Genomic DNA, 17,566 nt, shown 5'->3' with positions numbered 1-17,566 from the left:
CACCGTTTCATGGAAACAGCCACCCGCTCTCAGGCGGGTGAAAACCTTGCCGACAGCAATTGGAACGGCAGCGCGCCATAGGCGGCGACTTCGGCCTCATTGTCCCAGTTGCGGAACTGGCGCGATGGCCGTGCCTCGATCACCAGAGGCCGGCCGGTGTCGTCCACCGTTACCTTGCCGCGAAAGCGCAGCACACGTCCGCCGCCGGCGCGGCTGATCACCATGGAACGCAGGCGGGCGACATGGCCGCCGCCGGCATTGATTTCCATCTCGATGCGGCGCCGGATTGGTGGAACGACGATCCTGACGGTGACGTCCAGCACCATCGCTCCAGTCCTGTCCGGACGCGGCAGGGGCTGGGAAAGTGCAAACGGCGCCGACGTCGCTCTTGCCTTGCGCAATGTCGGCCTGCCGCGCCAGACGGCGGGCGTCGGCTGCTGCAGGCGGCCCTTTTTGCGTTTGAGGCGCAACTGCTTGGCAAAGCCGCGCGACAGCCAAACGAGGCCGCCGAAATCGGTGCGCGGCTTTGCCTGCAGCACCGAGGACCAGCGCGACAGGCCGGCGCGGTCGGCCAACTCAATCGTCTTTGCAAGTTCGGCCTCCGGCACCGCAATGCCGATCTCCAGGCAGAGATAGGAGAGCGCCACCGCCGCGGCGACGGCGAGGCCCCGCTTGGCGATGATGTCGGCGAACACGCCCCAGTTGACTGCGCCACTCTCGATGGTGACCGCACAGTCGACCAGCCAGTCGCTGTGGGTGTGGGCATCGAGGCCGCCATGTGCGATGGCAAGCGCCATGCGGTCGGCCGGCGAGGGCACAAGCACGCGGACGCCATTGAATTCGGCTGACAGCGCCCGCCGCCAGACCGCCAGATCGTCTTCGGTGCTCTGCTGCGACCCGTCATAAGCGAGCTGGTGCAGGTCGATGTCGCCGAAACTGCCCTTGAAAAAATTCATCGAACGCAAGGACGCCAGCCTGGTGCGCAGATATTGCGGACTGACGCCGGTGGCGATCTGCCAGTCGCGTTCGCTAAGCACATCGAAGGCGGCAATCATGGCCTGCGAGCGCACCAGTATGTCGATGTCATGCGCCACCCGGCCGCGCTGCGCCGACGCGTTGACGGCGATGCGGCTGGCGCCTTTGATAAGCATCACCGCGCAGCCGGCGTCGATCATGGCCTGTAGCGCCGGCTCGGCCTCGCGCGCAGCCAGTCGCGATTTGGTCCACAGCATCTTTTGCAGGCCGACAAGACGTGGATAGGCCGGATGCCCAGCGAGCTTGCGGCCGAACCTGTCGGAGATCGCGGCCAGCAGCCGATGCTCGCGGAAAGCAGCATGGTCGATATCGTTCTCGTCGAGCCAGCGCGCCGCATAGCCCCCGGCCGCCTCTTCATCGGGGAGCAATGCGGCCTTCAGCAACTGGTCGAGGCCGCCAGTGGGCCATGACCAACCATAGTCCGGAAACCGACGGCCGATACGGCGCATGGCATTGGCCATCAGTCGGCGCTCGCCTTTTTCGCTGCTCGCCTTTGCATGGCCAGCCTTACGACTTCGACATAACCGCGGTCGCGCACGGGGTCGCGTCCATAGGACATGCTGTCGGGCCGGATGCGGCGCAAGGTTAGGACATCGTCGAGCATGGCAAGCGCAAAGCCCGCCTCGCGGACACGGGCGATCCAGTCGACCATGTCGCCGCGACCGCCTTGCGGGTCGATGATCGGACCGACGGCCTCGGCTACCTCCCGGCGGATCATCATCGTCGTGCGCGACCAGCCCGCCACGGCCACGTCCTGTTGCACATCGGGCTTGTCATCGCGAAACGTCCGCCAGTGGGCAAAGACTCCTGCCGTCGCGGGAAACCGCTCGAAATGCTCCAGCTGCCTTTCGATCTTGGTCGGCAGCCACAGATCGTCCGCATCGAGCGTGGCGACGAAGGGCGTCGCCAGCGCGGCGATGCCCCTGGTGGTGGCGCTGCCTGGTCCGGCATTGTCCTGGCGCAACACCTGCACCGGCATGCCCAGCGCATTGACCACCGCGACCGTATCGTCGGTCGAGCCGTCATCGACGACGATTATGGCGTCGGGCTGGACCGTCTGGGCCGCGACCGATCGCAGCGTCTCGGCGATGGTGGCGGTCGCGTTGAAGGCCGGAATGACGACGCCGTAGCTGGCCATCACAGGAAACGCCAATTCGCAAGTTCCTTGAAATCGAAGATGCCGTCGACAGGGTGCAAGGAGCGGTCGGCCTCGCGCCGTTTCATCGACTTGTAGACGGCGCGCATGAATTCGCGAAAAGGAACATCGGCCTGCCTGGTCATGTTGCCGGGATGGCGCCGGTAATAGAGCGCAACAGTGTCGGGCATCGTGAATTTCGGCCCGCTTTCGAAAGTGCGCAGCAGATAGTCGGTGTCCTCGGCCTGGTGGAAATCCTCGTCGAAGCTGCCGATGCGTTCGACCAATCGCCGGACGAAGATAGCGGGAGACAGGTGAATGCCGCGAACCGTCACCGAGTGGCTGTCGGCTGTCGGCTCCAGCGTATCGTCATCTATGTCGTCGACCAGCGTCATGCGCGAATAGGTGAGCTCGAGGGTGGGGTCTGCGTCGAAACAGGTCAGATCGGCCTTGAAGCGGCCCGGCGGGGAAATGTCGTCGGAATCGAGAAACGATACCAGCCCGGTCTGCGGCAGCAATTGCCGCAAGCCCGCGTTGCGTGCCCGCGTCACCCCGGCATTCTGCTGCTGGAAAAGGCGAATGCACGGCGCCTCCGCGATCAGCGAGCGCACGACCGCCACCGAACTGTCGGTCGAACCGTCATCGATAACGATGATGTCGAGATCGGCGGCATCGCGCTGCCTCAGCAGCGAGCGCAGCGCCGAGCCGACATGGCGTTCGCGGTTGTAGACCGGCATGATCACGCTCAGCTTCACGCACGCATTCCAGACTGTGATCTATTCATTCTTTCACCACTCTGCCGGGCGCTTGATCTCGAAAAGCCCCTCGACCGGGCGCCGCGACGGATCGGCCTTGCGCCGCCGCAAGGATTTCTGAATTACACGTAGGTATTCGCGCACCGCCACATCCCTTTGCTTGGTCAAATTGCCGGGGTGGCGCCGGTAGTATACCGCGACGGTGTCGGGAAAAATGTGCTTTGGGCTGGTTTCGAAAATGCGCAGCAGATAGTCGGCGTCTTCGCCCTGCCGGAACTCCTCGTCGAAAGCACCTGTACGGTCGATGAGTGCCCTGCGGAATATCCCGGCGCTAAGGCTGACGCCGCGCACGGTGGGACCTGCGCCGCCCGGTGCCGGCTGAAGGGCTTCGTCGTCCATGAGATCGACGCGCGTCATCAGCGAGTAGGTCAGCTCGAGCGCAGGGTCGGCCGCGAACAGGGGTAGGCCAGCCTTGAATCGTCCAGCCGGCGAGACGTCGTCCGAATCCAGGAACGACACCAGTTCGGTTTGCGGCAGCAACTGCCTCAGCCCTGTGTTGCGCGCGTTGGCCACGCCCTGGTTTGCCTGCTGGAACAGGCGGATGCACGACGCTTCCCGCATGATGGCGCGGACTGCTTCAACGGAGCTGTCCGTCGAGCCATCGTCGACAACGATGATATCGAGATCGGCATCGTCGCGTTGCCTGAGCAGGGACCGCAACGTCGAAACGACATAGATCTCCCGATTGCAGACCGGCACGATGACGCTCAACTTCATGCGGAGCCCCGAAGGACGAAATCCGCAATCGTGCCGGCGATCTCGCGCGGCTCGGTCCCCAGCGACAGCCGGTAGCATGGCAGATCGCGGGTAAGCTCGCTGAAAAAGCGAAAGCCCGCTTCCCGCTCGCCCGGCATCTGCACGATTCCTGACGGCGCCAGGGCGATCATGGCATCCTTGCGCGATATGGGCATGACCGAGCTTCTCGCACCTCCCCTGATATGGGGCACTATCAAAGCAATAATGTCCAGACTTGGAGGAGTTGGTCGAGGCGCGATCTCGTTGATGTGAAAGGCATGCTTGCCTTGCCAGTTCAGCGGTTGGTACGACTTTAGCCGCTCCTCCAGCTTCAGCCGCTTGAAGCCCTCCGGATCCTGCTTGAGCGTGGCAAACAGCGGATAGGCCGTCACCCCCCCGGTCCGGTCGATCAGCACATAGTCGTCGCCGACGCTATCGAGCCCATTGAGCAGGCCGGCGACGACTGTTCCCGATTTTCCGGCTCCCCCGGAGCCCGCCAGCAACACGCCCTTGCCATCGATGCCCAGCGTGCCGGCATGGGTAAGCCGCATGCCGCGCGCCGCATATTCCCAATGCAGGAAGGCGCGCAGCGGCGCCGCCTGTTCCCATGGCGGAAAGGCCTCGGCCGCCATCATCAGCTGCGCCCCGACATGGCGTTGCGGATCATGGAACTGCCAGAAATCGAGGTCATGATAGTAGCTGCCGCGCAATCCGGCCTCTTCCAGCCGGTTGGCAAAGGCATGATGGTTGTAATCGCCTCGGCCCCAGGTGGCCGGGGCGAGGACGCCATCGATGCCCGGGTGGGCGACGAAAATGCGGCAGCCGTCAGATGCAGACGGATTTTCCGGGGCCGGTATGAAGGCATGGCTCATGGCTTCCGCCAGCGTGCCATGGTCGAGGTGGACACTCAGGTCCAGTCCCAGCAACCGCACGCTGGCGGCAACGGGATAGAAGGCGGCGGCGCTTTCCGCGGCCGCCAGCACATGGCGGGCATAATCCGGCAGGGTTTGCAGCGTGATCAAAGGCATGTGTTGGTTGTTCAGCGTCCAGAATTGCGCCGGGTCGCCTGATGCATGTCGCTCGGGGTGGCCCCGGTTTTGAGACGACGACATGCATAAAATCAAAGATCTAAACCGCGTCGCCTGAGTCCGTTCAAACGCGACGCGCTTTAGGGAAACAATTATGCCTGTTTCACCGCCGGCCAGCCGAGAGGTTCCTCGACCTCATGGATCGGGTCGACAATGATGAGATCGGCAAGGTCGTCATGGACATCGACCTTGAGCGGCTCATTGCTGGCAGCAAGCGCAGACGACAGCTCGCCCGAAAGCGGTTGTGCCGGTGTTTCGGCTGGCGCAAGCAACCCGAAATCGAGCAGTCGGGCAACGAAGCTTTCGAGGTCGGCCAGGCTTATTTTTGCGGCGCCCGCGGCAGCTCCGACCAGCGCTTCAGTGGCGACGCCGGACGACAAAGCCTGCCAGACCCGGCTGCCGGAATCGGAAAAGCCGAAATACTTGCCGTTCGAAAGATCGAGAACGACGGCTTCGCCATCGAATGATTCGAAAACGATGTCCTTGCTTGCGACCGCGTAGACCCGCTGTTGCATCGCTCTGTCCCCCGTCCCATGCGCCCTGAAGGGATGCGCCGGCTTCACGGTCTGCCCAGCCCTTCCTAAGTGCGTCTAAATCACTCGGCCTATGCTTGGCAAGACAAAGACCCGCGAACACAACGCCTGCGTCGGCGACCGTTGCGGCGAAGTCGACCGGCTCAAGCCTCGATTTCGAGCGCCGACAACGGTTTCGAGCAGCAGGCAAGGATGAAACCGTCATCGATCTCGTGGTCGAGGATGCCGCCATTGTGGCTCATCTCGACTTCGCCGGAGACCTTCTTCACCTTGCAGGTGCCGCACAGGCCGAACTCGCAGGCGGCGGGAATCCGCACGCCCGAGCTGCGCGCGGTCTGCAGCACGGTCTGGCCGGCGACGCAGCCGGCATCGACCTCCGAAAGCGAGAAGCGGATCGGCGTCACGGCTTCGACAGGTGCAGCGATGCCGTCCTCGACCGGGGAGGCAAACGGCGCCGGAATTTCCTCCATCACAGGCGCGGCAAAGCTCTCCTGATGGTATTTCGTCATGTCGAAGCCGGCGGCATCCAGCATGCCGCGCACGGCGCGCATGAACGGATCGGGGCCGCAGCAGAAGATTTCGCGCTCGCGGAAATCCGGAGCCAGCAAGGGCAGCCGGATCGCGTCGATGCGCCCCATGTGACCGTACCAGCCCTCGCGGCTGGAACGTTCCTCGATCATGAAGCCGAGCGACAGGCCGGGCATATGGCCGCCGAGCAGTTCGAGTTCCTTGCGGAAGATGATCTCTTCGGCACGCCGCGCGCAGTTGACGAAACCGACATCGGTCCATGGCGCGCAGTCGTTCAGCCAGCGCAGCATCGACATCATCGGCGTCACGCCGGAGCCGGCGGAAATGAACAGGTATTTGGCCGCCGGGTGGCTGTGCAACGAGAAGTCGCCGGCCGGTCCGTAGGCCTTGACATGCGAACCGGGCACCAGATGGTCGAACATCCAGCGCGTGCCGATGCTGCCGGCCTGCGCCTTGACCGTCACCGCGATCGAAAACGGCCGCGATGGCGACGACGACAGCGTATAGGTGCGCATCAGCGGCCCGTCCGGTGTCGGCAGTTCCAGCGTCAGGAACTGGCCCGGCTTGTAGCGGAACCAGGTCTGGTTGTCGGAGCGGAAGGTGAAGGTCTTGACGTCAGGCGCCTCGTCGCTGACGCCGATCACTTCCAGCACCTGCAGCCTATCGTTCCACGGCGCCATCTGGTCAAGATGGCGATAGAGCCCAAGATCCGTCATCGCATTCATCCTCCGGTCCTTCCTCGCCTGCTCCAGCTCACGCGACGCTGCGCAGCGCCGGCCGGCCGCCTTCGGCAAGGCGCGGGCCGATGAAGGCCGCGTACCATTCGACGAACTGGATCACGCCGCCCTCGTGCAGCTCCGAATAGGGGCCGGGCTCATAGGCCGGCGACAGGATGCCGAAGGCGTTTTCCTCGACGATGCGGCGGTCCTGGTCGTTGGTCTCGGTCCAGACGTGGGTGAGCTCTTCAAGGTTGTAGTCGACGCCCTCGACCGCATCCTTGTGCACCAGCCACTTGGTCGTCACCGCGGTTTGCGTGGCGCTGATCGGCAGCACCCGGAAGGTGACCGCATGGTCGATCAGGATGTGGTTCCAGGTCGTCGGATAGTGGTAGTGCATCAAGGTGCCGATGCGGTCGGCGGCAACAGTGTCGGACAGGTTCTTCGTCACCGCGCGCTTTCCCGACATCGTGTAGCTGACGGCATCGCGCAGCAGCGGCGCGCGGGTGGCGCGGTATTGCCCGGCCGGATCGATGCGGAACTTGCTCGGCAGGCCCGCCGCCTCGCATTTCGCCCAGTGCGCCAGCATCTCCGGATCGCTGTCGGCGCCCTGCACGCCGGTCACCGTCGGCGCTTCGGGGAATGTCTTGCACAGCTCCGGATGATTGCCGGCGCAGTGATAGCATTCGCGGTTGTTTTCCCAGACCAGCTTCCAGTTGCCCTTCTCTATGATGGTGCTCTCGAAGGCGACCTTGGCTTCATTCAGCCGGTGCGGCTTGAGGTAGGGCTCTATCATGGCGCGCATCGGCGCAAAGTCGGCAGGTTCTTTCGCCAGGCAGATGAAGATGTAGCCGCCGACGCTCTCGCAGGCGACGGGCTTCAGGCCGAACTGGCTCTTGTCGAAACCGTCGGCCATCTGGCGGGCAAACAGCAGCCGGCCGTCAAGCTCGTAGGTCCACTGGTGATAAGGGCAGACAAGCTTTGCCGCCATGCCCTTCTCAGTGTTGCAGACACGGCTGCCGCGATGGCGGCAGGAATTGTGAAAGGCGTTGATGGTGCCCTTCTGGTCGCGGACCAGCACCACCGGATAATCGCCGATCTGCACGGTGATATAGCTGCCGGGCTTCGGCAGTTCGCAATCATGGCCGATGAACAGCCAGTCGCGATACCAGATAAGCTCCATGTCGAGCTTGAAATAGTCCGGGTCGGTGTAGAAGGGCTGTTCCAGCGAAAAGCCTTGCTTGCGGCCGTTCAGGAGCCTCAGCATGTCGTTGCGCGTATCCATAGTTCTGTCCTCGTGGTTTAAGGACTGAACTTGGTGGTGATGGAGGAAGGATCGGACGCAGGCCGGCGCGGCGCCGGACATGCACTATCCACCTCTTGACCGCCCACCGCGATCAGTCGAGTCTATGCATCTCGGGCTGGTTTCCGGGCTCTGGAGTTGTCCTTGCGGACCATCGCGACACCTTCCCAGGCTCTTGCCCAGTGGTCTCCCGTTGCGACTTCAACTCCACCACCGTTGCGGGGGCAGCGCCGGATTCTGACCGGCTTCCCAATTCTCCGCTGCGTCGTCACGAAGCGGCACCTGAGATGCGATCATCTAATCACGGCAGCGATCGCGACGTCGGCATGAAAGCGACATCGTATCCATGCGGCGCGACACGCGCGGCATACGCTCCCCGCCGCCGGTCAAAGAGCTGAGACGTTTCTTGCGACGCCATCATCGCCGTTTCGAATCGCTGCGGATCCAGTTCGATCGGGGGCAAAAAGGGCTCAACGGTATCGAAAAGTTACTATTAGCAATCTCTAATCGAACCGAACGGTTCGTTTCTGTTGACAATGCGTGCAGGACGGTGTGAACGACGGCCCGGAAACCGACACCGGAGCGAACCACTCGGTTCGACATAAGCAACTGAAAACAATACAATAAACAGCCATGAAGGAACTTCCTGGTACAATTTCAAGGTGCAGGAGCGTGGTCCACACGGAACAACTTCGTGATTGGAAACCAGCCTATGGCTTTCCCACATCGGGGCTGTCCGAACGACGCGAATTCCTCCCAAGACACGCCGCTAGACGGACAGACAAACTGGAGTACTAAAAATGAAAAAGATCATCCTCACTGCCGCAGCCGTTTTGGCGATCACCGGCAGCGCCTTCGCCGGTAGCGACAATTACGGTTCCAATGGTGCGAACCAGCCAGCCGTCTCGGTCGACAGCTCGTATACGGCTTCCATTCAGAAGCCGGCGCACGCTGACAAGCAGCCTGTCGTTCAGGGCGCCGACCGCGACCTCTACGGCAATCGCTGATCCCGACCAAAGAAGGGCGGCTAACCCGTCGCTCTCGGGATCCCAAAAAATTCAGGAGTATTTGAAATGAAAAAGATCATCCTTGCTGCCGCCGCCATTTTGGCCATCTCCGGCAGCGCTTTCGCCGGCAGCGACAACTACGGTTCGAACGGCGCCAACCAGCCTGCGATTACGTCGACCGATAGTGGCCATACGGCTTCGGTTGAGAAGTCGGCTCCAGCCGAGCAGGCGCCTGCCCACGGTGCCGACCGTAACCTTTTCGGCCGCTAAAAGCCGGTTTCCAGCACGTGGCGGGCTTATCCGCTGCAGCTGGCGGCATCAGAAAAATTCAGGAGACTAAAATGAAGAAGATCGTTCTTGCCGCCGCAGCCGTTCTGGCTGTTTCGAGCGCTGCCTTTGCCGGCAGCGACAATTATGGCTCCAATGGCGCCAACCAGCCGGCCGCTGCCGTCGACACCACCCGCACTTCGTCGACCGGCACCAACTCGGCGGTCTACAAGCTGCTGAACTCGTCGAACGACCAACAGAAGTTCGTTCCTCAGAGCAGCGACAGGGATCGGTTCGGCAACAACTAACAGCCGAAGCTTGAAAAAAGAGCGGCGGGCCTGGCCCGCCGCTCTTTTTTCATGCCTGTACGACGCAGCTATCTCAAGCCGCCTTCACTTCCACCGGCTTGAGCGAGAAGGAGTGCCCATCGGCGTCGAAGATGTGCAGGTCCCCGGCATCCGCGGTCAGTCGCAGCTTTGCCCCGCGCTTGACCTCGACATTGCCGGGCAGCTTGGTCACCAACGGCAGGTCGGCGCGACCGATATCGATATAGACCAGCTGCACCTCGCCGAGCTGCTCGACATAGTCCACCACGCCCTCGAAAAGATATTCCGTGCCGGTGGCGACCGACAGATCCTCCGGCCGCACGCCGAAGCTGACTGCCGCACCCTTGGCTGACGCCGGCGTTGCAATCGGCACCGTGGCCTTGCGGCCGCCGACATGGCTGACGATTGTCGGGTTGCCCGTCCTGTCGATCGTTGCCGGCAGGATGTTCATGGCCGGCGAGCCGATGAACTGAGCAACGAACAGATTGCCGGGCTTCTTGTAGAGGTCCATCGGCGTGCCGACCTGCTCGATGTGGCCATCCTTCAGCACGACGATGCGGTCAGCCAGCGTCATCGCTTCGACCTGATCGTGGGTGACGTAGATCATGGTCGTGGCAGGCATCGATTCCTTGAGCTTGGCGATCTCGATGCGGGTCGCGACGCGGAGCGCCGCGTCGAGATTCGACAGCGGCTCGTCGAACAGGAACACTTTCGGATTGCGCACGATGGCGCGACCGATGGCGACACGCTGGCGCTGGCCGCCCGACATCGCCTTGGGCAGGCGGTCGAGATATTTGGTCAGCTGCAGGATTTCGGCGGCCTGCCGCACCCGCTTGTCGATCTCGGCCTTGCTTTCCTTGCCGATCTTCATCGAGAAGGCCATGTTGTCGTAGACGGTCATGTGCGGATAGAGCGCATAGGACTGGAACACCATGGCAATGCCGCGCTTGGAAGGCGGCACGTCGTTCACCACCTCGCCGGCGATCTTCAGCTCGCCGGAGGTGATCTCCTCAAGCCCGGCGATGGACCGCAGCAAGGTCGACTTGCCGCAACCCGACGGGCCGACGAAGACGATGAACTCGCCCGACTTTATGTCGAGGTCGATGCCGTGGAGAATGTGCAGATTGCCGTATGATTTCTTCACCTGTCTCAGCGTGACATCGGCCATAATTTCCTCCCAGTGATTTCCCTAGAGAACTTGGATTTCCTCAAAAAATCCAGTTTCGTCAAAAACTCAGTCGATGCGCCCGAACCAGGCGCCGTAGCCGCCGAGGCGGATGGAACCTGTGCCGGATTGTCCCGAAAAACCGTGCCCGGCCAATGGCAGCAGCGCCTGACCACCGAGATCGACCTCGGCCGGCTTGCTGGCCAGATTGAAGACGCAGACGATCTGCTCATTGCCCTCACGGCGAGTGAAGGCGACGGTGTCGCCCTCGCTTTCGATGAACTCGATGTCGCCTTTGGCCAGGGCCGGATGCTGGCGGCGGAAACCGAGAAAGCGCCGGTAGTGCTCGAGCAGCGAGGCCGCGTCGCCCTGCTGAACATTGACCGCTTGCGACAAGTGCTTGCCCGGCACCGGCAGCCAGGGCTTGGCCGTCGAAAAGCCGGCATTGCTGGCGGTTGCATCCCACACCATCGGCGTGCGGCAGCCGTCGCGGCCCTTGAATTCGGGCCAGAAGCGAATGCCGTAGGGGTCCTGCAGATCCTCGAACTGCAACTCGGCTTCGCCCAGCCCAAGCTCCTCTCCCTGATAGAGGCAGACCGAACCGCGCAGCGACATCAGCAGCGCCGAGATAACCTTCAGATAGGCGGCCGGGTCGGCCTCGTCGGCGGCCCAGCGCGAGGCCGGACGCATCACGTCGTGGTTGGAAAAGGCCCAGCACGACCAGCCGTCGCTGGCGACCTTGCCGAAGGCTTCCAGCACCTGGCGCACCTTGGCGGCGCTGATCTTTTCCGGCGCCAGGAAATCGAAGGAATAGCACATGTGGACGCGTTTGCCGCCGGCGGTGTAGGCGGCGACCACTTCCAGCCCACGCTGCGAATCGCCGACTTCGCCGACTGCGGCGGCCGCCGGATATTCGTCGAGCAGCGCCCGGAACCGTTCGAGGAAGGCAAGGTTTTCCGGCCGGCTCTTGTCGTAGATATGGTCCTGGTAGTTGTAGGGATTGACCGCAGGTGCTGTCTGGTCGTTGCGCTCTTCGGGCGGCAGCGGCGGATTGTTCTCCAGCCCCTGGCTGTGGAAGTAGAAATTGATGGTGTCGAGGCGGAAGCCGTCGACGCCGCGCTCCAGCCAGAAGCGGGTGACGTCGAGCAGCGCGTCCTGGACTTCCAGATTGTGGAAGTTGAGGTCCGGCTGCTCGGACAGGAAATTATGCAGATAATATTGCTGGCGGCTGGTGTCCCACTGCCAGGCCGAGCCGCCGAAGATCGACAGCCAGTTGTTGGGCGGCGTGCCGTCCGGCCTGGCGTCGGCCCAGACATACCAGTCGGCCTTGGGATTGCTACGGCTGGCGCGGCTCTCCTTGAACCATGGATGGTTGTCGGCGGTGTGCGACAGCACCTCGTCGATCATCACCTTGAGGCCGAGGTGATGGGCTTCCGCAACCAGCGCGTCGAAATCGGCGAGCGTCCCGAACATCGGGTCGACGTCGCAATAGTCCGAGACGTCGTAGCCGAAATCCTTCATCGGCGACTTGAAGAAGGGCGAAATCCAGATGGCGTCGACGCCGAGCGAGGCGATGTAGGGCAGCCTGCGGATGATGCCCTTGAGGTCGCCGATGCCGTCGCCATTGGAGTCCTGATAGGAGCGCGGATAGATCTGGTAGATCACCGCGCCCCGCCACCAGTCGCGATCGACGGCGAGATCGGGCTTCGAGGTCGCCTTCAAAGCGGCTTGCATAAGTCTCAACCTCCTTTGACCGAGCCGGCCAGCAGCCCGCGGACGAAATAGCGCTGCAGCGAGAAGAACACGATCAGCGGCACGATAATGGTGACGAAGGCCGATGTCGTCAGGATTTCCCAGTCGCCGCCGCGCGAGCCGAGCAGCGCGTTGAGCTTCGCGGTCAGCACGATCTGGTCCCCTTCGGTACCGAGGAAAACCATTGCCACCAACAAATCGTTCCACACCCACAGGAACTGGAAGATTGCAAAGGACGCCAGCACCGGGAAGGACAGCGGCAGCACGATCTTGACGAAGATTTCGAAATCGCTGGCGCCGTCTATGCGCGCCGATTCCATGATCTCGCGCGGCAGGCCGGCAATATAGCTGCGCAGGAGATAGATGGCGAAGGGCAGGCCGAAGCCGGTATGCGCCAGCCAGATGCCGAGATAGGTTTTCGACGGCACACCGAAGAAGATGCCGACGCCGTTGTAGATCTTCAAAAGCGGGATCAAGGACATCTGCAGCGGCACGACCAGCAGGCCGATGATTGTGGCGATCAGCAAGGCGCGGCCGGGAAAACGCATCCACGCCAATGCATAGGCGGCGAAGGCGGCGATCAGGATCGGGATGACCGTCGCCGGGATGGTGACGGTCAGCGAGTTTATGAACGAGCGGCCGATGCCCTCCGAAAACAGCACGGTCTTGTAATTGTCGGTGGTGAATTTCGGTGGCGCCGACGAGGCGTAATAGACGCGCTGGCCACGGTCGCCTTCGAAAGCCTTGGGCGAACTCATGACGAACGTTCCGTCGGCATTGAGCTGCAAGGTCACGCCGTCGCCGAGATCGGCAGTGGTGCCGGCCGGATATTGCGTCGGTGCCGCCGACTTGACGCCGAAGGCGCTGATGTTGCGCGCAGCACCGTCGCCGAAGATATTGCCGGCAAGCACGAACTTGCCGTCCTTCTCGACCTGCGCCGAGGCCGGCGGCAGGCGGCCGGCTTCAGTCTGGCTAGAGCTGGAGAACGAGTTCCACCAGCCCGAGGCGATGATCTGGTCCTTGTCGCGCAGCGACGAGACCAGGATGCCGAGCGTCGGCACGGTCCAGACGGCGACGAAGACAAGCACGGCGATGTGGACGCCGAAGCGGCTGGCAAAGGACTTTCCGGTCGCGACGGCCATCTCAATGTCCTCCCGTCTCTTTGTTCGCCTGGCGGATGTTCCAGACCATGATCGGGATGACCGCGATCATGATGATGATGGCGATGGTGGCGCCGCGGCCGAAATCGCCGCCGCCGCGGAACATCCAATCGAACATCAGATTGGCCAGCACCTGGCTGTTCCATTGGCCGTTGGTCATGGTCAGCACGATGTCGAACACTTTCAGCACCAGGATGGTGATCGTCGTCCAGACCACGGCGATGGTGCCCCAGATCTGCGGCACCATGATCTTCCAGAAGATCTGGAACGGATTGGCGCCGTCGATGACCGCGGCTTCAAGCGTCTCTTCGGGGATGCCGCGCAACGCCGAAGACAGGATGACCATGGCAAAGCCGGTCTGGATCCAGATCAGGATGATCATCAGGAAGAAATTGTTCCAGAACGGCAGCGATATCCAGACCTGCGGCTGGCCGCCGAAATACTGGATGATGGCGTTGAGCAGGCCGATCTGCGTCTGGCCCTCGCCGCGATATTCGTAGATGAATTTCCAGATCACGCTGGCGCCGACGAAGGAGATCGCCAGCGGCAGGAAGATCAGGCTCTTGGCGATTGTGCCCCACCAGATCTTGTCCGTGAGCACGGCGATTATCAACCCTAGAAAGGTGCAGGCGGCGGGCACCACCGCCAGCCAGATGATGTTGTTCAGGATCGAGTTGCGGAACTCGCGGTCGCCGAACGCCCATTCATAATTGGCGAAGCCGACAAAATGCTGGCCGCCGCGGTCGAGGAAGGACAGCCAGAGCGTCGCCACCACCGGATAGATCAGGTAGACGGTGAGGATGATCATCGCCGGGCCGACGAACAGCCACGGACGGACCAGTCCTTGCCGGCGCAGATTGTCGATGGCCGCAGCCCCGGCCACGCCGCGCGACGGGAATATCAGGTCGACCAGCTTGTTGGCGCCCCAGAAATAGGCGACGCAGCCGCCGACGCCGATGATGATGACAAAAATGGCCGATAAGATCTGAGCAGCCATGGGTCCCTCTTCCCTGCGCATGATCGGCCGGGCCTTGAACAGCCCTGGCGATGTGGCTCTGCGCCGATTTAAGTTATTCTGAAACGAACGAACGCAAATCGGTCCGGCGTAAGGCGCCGGTCGGATCCGGGCCATAGCGGCCCGGATCCAGTCTGTGGAGGAAGTCCTGAATTTGCCGCCAAAGCGGCTGATTATTTGGCAGTGGTTACTTGCCAGCTGACTGCTTGCCAGCTGACTACTTGATAGCGTCCCAGCTCTTCTGGATGTCGGTGGCGACATCCTGCGCCGACTTGCCGCCGACCAGATCGATCATGCCGGTCCAGAAGGCGCCGGCGCCGATCTTGCCCGGCATCAGGTCCGAACCGTCGAAGCGGAAGGTCGAGGCATTGGCGAGGATATCGCCCTGCTTCTTCAGCGCGTCGCTGGCATAGGCATCCTTGTTGACCGACTTGAGCGGCGTGACGAAGCCGCCCTGGGCCATCCAGATTTCATGCGCCAGCGGCATTTTCAGGAATTCGATGAACGCGCGTGCACCCTTCGAGTCCTTGGTGATCATGGCCAGCGTGCCGGCGCCGAGCACAGGCGTGCCGAGCTCGGGCTTGGATGCATAGGGCGGGAAGTAGAAGAAGTCGGCGTCCTGTCCAACCTTTGTGCCTTCCGGGAAGAAGGTCGGGATGAACGATGCCTGATGGTGCAGGTAGCATTTCGGCGGCACCGAGAAGAGGCCCTTCGGGCTGTCGCGGAAGTCGGTCGCGGCAACCGCCTTGGCCCCACCGTCGACCATCTTGTCGTCGGTCGCGATCTTGCCGAAAATGTCGATGGCGTTGACCACCGCCGGATCGTTGAACGGGATCTCGTTCTTTACCCACTTGTCATACACGTCGGGCGTCTGGGTGCGCAGCATGATGTCTTCGACCCAGTCGGTCGCCGGCCAGCCGGTAGCGCCGCCTGAGCCGAGGCCGATGCACCACGGCGTGCCGCCGTCGGCGATGATCTTCTTCTCGAGGTCGGCGAGCTCTTCCTGGGTCTTGGGAACCTTGTAGCCGGCTTCCTCGAAATTGTCGGGCGAATACCAGACCAGCGATTTCACGTCGGCCTTGTAGGGGAAGGCGAAGAAGCCCGGCTTGCCGTCCTTGTCCTTGAAGGTGCCGAGATCGACCCATGACTGGCCGGCGCCGTAATTGTCCTTGATCCATTTGGCGGTGTCGTCGCCCAGCGGCGTCAAAAGGCCCTTGGACGCCAGATCCTGGATCAGGCCCGGCTGCGGCAGTACGGCGATATTGGGCGGGCTGCCGGCCTGGGTATCGATGACGATCTGCTGTTCGTAATTTTCCGACGAGGAGTACTTGATCTCGGCGCCGGTGGCTTCCTGAAAATATTCGAGAACAGTGCGGATGAGGCCTTCGTCCTCGCCGCGCCAGGGCCCGAAGATGGTCAGCGTCTCGCCCTTGAGATCGACCTTCTTCAGCTCTTCGTAATTGGCCCAGTTGAAGCGCTTGTCTTCCCCGGGCTTGAACTTCAGTTCGGCTTGCGCCGGCAGGGACAAGGCGAGCGTGGCAAACGCTGCGCCAAGCAGAAGCATCTTCTTCATCGGTATTCCTCCCAGTGTGGACACATACACCCGGACGGAACCTCCATTCCGCCCGCCGACGCTGCAGGACTGTGACTCGTTCAGAAAGGAACCGCAACCTTTCGAAGAGTCTTCCAAAGCGCTTTGGTCTTTTTGATCTCGCCATTGAATCGGCTGGAAGTCAAGAGGGCGGTGGGCTAATCGATTTAATTTCGAGCTGGAAGACTTGGCAAAGTGCACTGCAGCATAGTTTTACGGCGGTGCAGCAGCGTATTAAGCTTCAAACTGGCCGGACCAGTGCGTATGGTCGACCAGCTCGGCCGCGCCCGTTGTGGCGCCGCGTGGCTTCAAAATTAAAAGCGCTTTGAGGCTTGGAGGCCTCCCAGTGAACCTGAAGCAGCTCTCTCATATGCTGGCCCTGTCGCAGACAACGGTAAGCCGTGCGCTCAACGGCTATCCGGAGGTCAACGAGGAAACCCGCCGGCGCGTGGTGGATGCCGCCAAGCGCCACGGCTACCGGCCCAATCCGAGCGCGCGCCGATTGGCGACCGGCAAGACGGGCATGATCGGCTATGTCCAGCCGACGGGCGCCTCCGTCGACATCGACCCGCATTTCGTCGAATTCCTCTCCGGCCTCGGCGACTATGCCCGCTCGCACGAGCTCGACCTGGTGCTGTCGCCGGCCGATGCCGACGACCAGGAAACCACCTATCGCCGCATCGTCGCCAACCGCCAGGTCGACGCCGTCTACATCTCCTCGCCGCGCCCGGCCGACCGGCGGGTGGCGCTGGTCAACACGCTCGGCATTCCCTTCATCGTCCATGGCCGCAGCGAAGGCTCCGATTTCGACTACCCCTTCACCGACATCGACAATGAGGGCGGCTTCCACGACGCCGCCCGGCTGCTGGTTCAGCTCGGCCACCGCCGGCTGGCGCTGATCAATGGCGACGACCGCGAGACCTTCGCCATCCACCGCGAGCGCGGCATGCGCAGGGCGCTGGCCGCGAGCGGCCTGACGCTCGGCGAGCGCCATGTCTGTTCACTCACCATGACCGAGGAGAACGGCTACCGCGCCGCCAGGCGCCTGCTCGAACAGAGCGAGCGGCCGACGGCGATCGCCTGCTCCAGCCTGATCATGTCGCTCGGCGTCGTGCGCGCGGTGCGCGACCTTGGCCTGACCATTCCCGGCGACCTGTCGTTGATTGCCCATGACGACGTCTTTCCATGGCTGAAGCCGGAGAATTTTTCCGTGCCGCTGTCGACGACGCGCTCGTCGATCCGCCTCGCCGGCGCCCGCATCGCCGAACGCCTGGCAGCGCGCATTTCCGGCTTGGAAGAAGGGGCGCGGGGCGAGGTCTGGCCTGTCGACCTGGTGGTGAGAGGCTCGGTCGCCGGCGCGCCGGTTTAGGGATTAATCCAATTGCTCCGCTGGGC

The 17,566-nt window shown here is 62.5% G+C and carries 17 protein-coding genes and 1 riboswitch; of the genes, 4 read left to right on the top strand and 13 right to left on the bottom strand.

Annotation, left to right across the window (positions count from 1 at the left end):
- Positions 1–29 precede the first annotated feature (29 nt).
- The 8 genes from AC3CCE_RS15005 to AC3CCE_RS14970 form a co-directional block, all read right to left on the bottom strand.
- Positions 30–1,496: a nucleotidyltransferase family protein gene (locus AC3CCE_RS15005; protein WP_352624101.1), complete on the bottom strand. Its 1,467-nt coding sequence runs from the start codon at positions 1,494–1,496 to the stop codon at positions 30–32.
- On the bottom strand, positions 1,496–2,188 hold the full coding sequence (locus tag AC3CCE_RS15000) for a glycosyltransferase family 2 protein (protein ID WP_245260052.1): 693 nt from the start codon (positions 2,186–2,188) through the stop codon (positions 1,496–1,498). The genes AC3CCE_RS15005 and AC3CCE_RS15000 overlap by 1 nt, the downstream gene beginning before the upstream one ends.
- The gene (locus AC3CCE_RS14995) at positions 2,173–2,925 is read right to left on the bottom strand and encodes a glycosyltransferase family 2 protein (RefSeq protein ID WP_023755574.1); all 753 of its coding nucleotides are present in this window, start codon (positions 2,923–2,925) and stop codon (positions 2,173–2,175) included. The genes AC3CCE_RS15000 and AC3CCE_RS14995 overlap by 16 nt, the downstream gene beginning before the upstream one ends.
- 33 nt (positions 2,926–2,958) lie before the next feature.
- Entirely contained in the window at positions 2,959–3,702 is a 744-nt protein-coding gene (locus tag AC3CCE_RS14990) for a glycosyltransferase family 2 protein (RefSeq protein WP_023755573.1), read from the bottom strand.
- Positions 3,699–4,748, bottom strand: coding sequence for a hypothetical protein (locus AC3CCE_RS14985; RefSeq protein WP_023755572.1), 1,050 nt, complete (start codon positions 4,746–4,748; stop codon positions 3,699–3,701). The genes AC3CCE_RS14990 and AC3CCE_RS14985 overlap by 4 nt, the downstream gene beginning before the upstream one ends.
- Before the next feature lie 152 nt (positions 4,749–4,900).
- Complete coding sequence (locus tag AC3CCE_RS14980; protein WP_023696905.1) at positions 4,901–5,323, bottom strand: PqqD family protein; 423 nt, start codon at positions 5,321–5,323, stop codon at positions 4,901–4,903.
- Between the two features lie 161 nt (positions 5,324–5,484).
- Complete coding sequence (locus AC3CCE_RS14975) at positions 5,485–6,585, bottom strand: FAD-binding oxidoreductase (RefSeq protein ID WP_023755571.1); 1,101 nt, start codon at positions 6,583–6,585, stop codon at positions 5,485–5,487.
- A gap of 37 nt (positions 6,586–6,622) precedes the next feature.
- A complete protein-coding gene (locus tag AC3CCE_RS14970) occupies positions 6,623–7,870 on the bottom strand; it encodes an aromatic ring-hydroxylating oxygenase subunit alpha (RefSeq protein ID WP_352624104.1) in 1,248 nt (415 codons plus the stop codon).
- Positions 7,871–7,987: 117 nt separating this feature from the next.
- A riboswitch (cobalamin riboswitch) is annotated at positions 7,988–8,189 on the bottom strand.
- Between the two features lie 499 nt (positions 8,190–8,688).
- On the opposite strand from AC3CCE_RS14970, the gene AC3CCE_RS14965 reads away from it, so the two are divergent.
- The 3 genes from AC3CCE_RS14965 to AC3CCE_RS14955 all read left to right on the top strand — a co-directional run bounded on the left by AC3CCE_RS14965 (position 8,689) and on the right by AC3CCE_RS14955 (position 9,470).
- Entirely contained in the window at positions 8,689–8,895 is a 207-nt protein-coding gene (locus tag AC3CCE_RS14965; protein WP_023668885.1) for a DUF680 domain-containing protein, read from the top strand.
- 66 nt (positions 8,896–8,961) lie between these two features.
- The gene (locus AC3CCE_RS14960; RefSeq protein ID WP_352537183.1) at positions 8,962–9,165 is read left to right on the top strand and encodes a DUF680 domain-containing protein; all 204 of its coding nucleotides are present in this window, start codon (positions 8,962–8,964) and stop codon (positions 9,163–9,165) included.
- A 71-nt stretch (positions 9,166–9,236) separates the two neighbouring features.
- Complete coding sequence (locus tag AC3CCE_RS14955) at positions 9,237–9,470, top strand: DUF680 domain-containing protein (RefSeq protein ID WP_023819466.1); 234 nt, start codon at positions 9,237–9,239, stop codon at positions 9,468–9,470.
- 73 nt (positions 9,471–9,543) lie between these two features.
- On the opposite strand, the gene AC3CCE_RS14950 is transcribed toward AC3CCE_RS14955, so the two are convergent.
- The 5 genes from AC3CCE_RS14950 to AC3CCE_RS14930 all read right to left on the bottom strand — a co-directional run bounded on the left by AC3CCE_RS14950 (position 9,544) and on the right by AC3CCE_RS14930 (position 16,153).
- Positions 9,544–10,656 (bottom strand): ABC transporter ATP-binding protein, encoded by a 1,113-nt coding sequence (locus AC3CCE_RS14950; protein WP_352511116.1) that lies wholly within the window; start codon positions 10,654–10,656, stop codon positions 9,544–9,546.
- Positions 10,657–10,722: 66 nt separating this feature from the next.
- The gene (gene bglA, locus AC3CCE_RS14945; protein WP_031198273.1) at positions 10,723–12,387 is read right to left on the bottom strand and encodes a beta-galactosidase BglA; all 1,665 of its coding nucleotides are present in this window, start codon (positions 12,385–12,387) and stop codon (positions 10,723–10,725) included.
- A gap of 5 nt (positions 12,388–12,392) precedes the next feature.
- The gene (locus AC3CCE_RS14940) at positions 12,393–13,547 is read right to left on the bottom strand and encodes a carbohydrate ABC transporter permease (protein WP_023668890.1); all 1,155 of its coding nucleotides are present in this window, start codon (positions 13,545–13,547) and stop codon (positions 12,393–12,395) included.
- Position 13,548: 1 nt separating this feature from the next.
- Positions 13,549–14,562 carry a carbohydrate ABC transporter permease gene (locus AC3CCE_RS14935; RefSeq protein ID WP_023668891.1) on the bottom strand — a complete coding sequence of 338 codons (1,014 nt, stop codon included), beginning with the start codon at positions 14,560–14,562 and terminating at the stop codon, positions 13,549–13,551.
- A 235-nt stretch (positions 14,563–14,797) separates the two neighbouring features.
- Positions 14,798–16,153: an ABC transporter substrate-binding protein gene (locus AC3CCE_RS14930; RefSeq protein WP_023690253.1), complete on the bottom strand. Its 1,356-nt coding sequence runs from the start codon at positions 16,151–16,153 to the stop codon at positions 14,798–14,800.
- A gap of 364 nt (positions 16,154–16,517) precedes the next feature.
- On the opposite strand from AC3CCE_RS14930, the gene AC3CCE_RS14925 reads away from it, so the two are divergent.
- On the top strand, positions 16,518–17,540 hold the full coding sequence (locus tag AC3CCE_RS14925) for a substrate-binding domain-containing protein (protein ID WP_352624108.1): 1,023 nt from the start codon (positions 16,518–16,520) through the stop codon (positions 17,538–17,540).
- The last annotated feature ends 26 nt before the right edge of the window (positions 17,541–17,566 follow it).

The sequence above is a fragment of the Mesorhizobium sp. P160187 genome (genome assembly GCF_057766425.1).
Note: the sequence above shows the minus strand (reverse complement) of the source record. Positions and strands in the feature narration are given on the sequence as shown.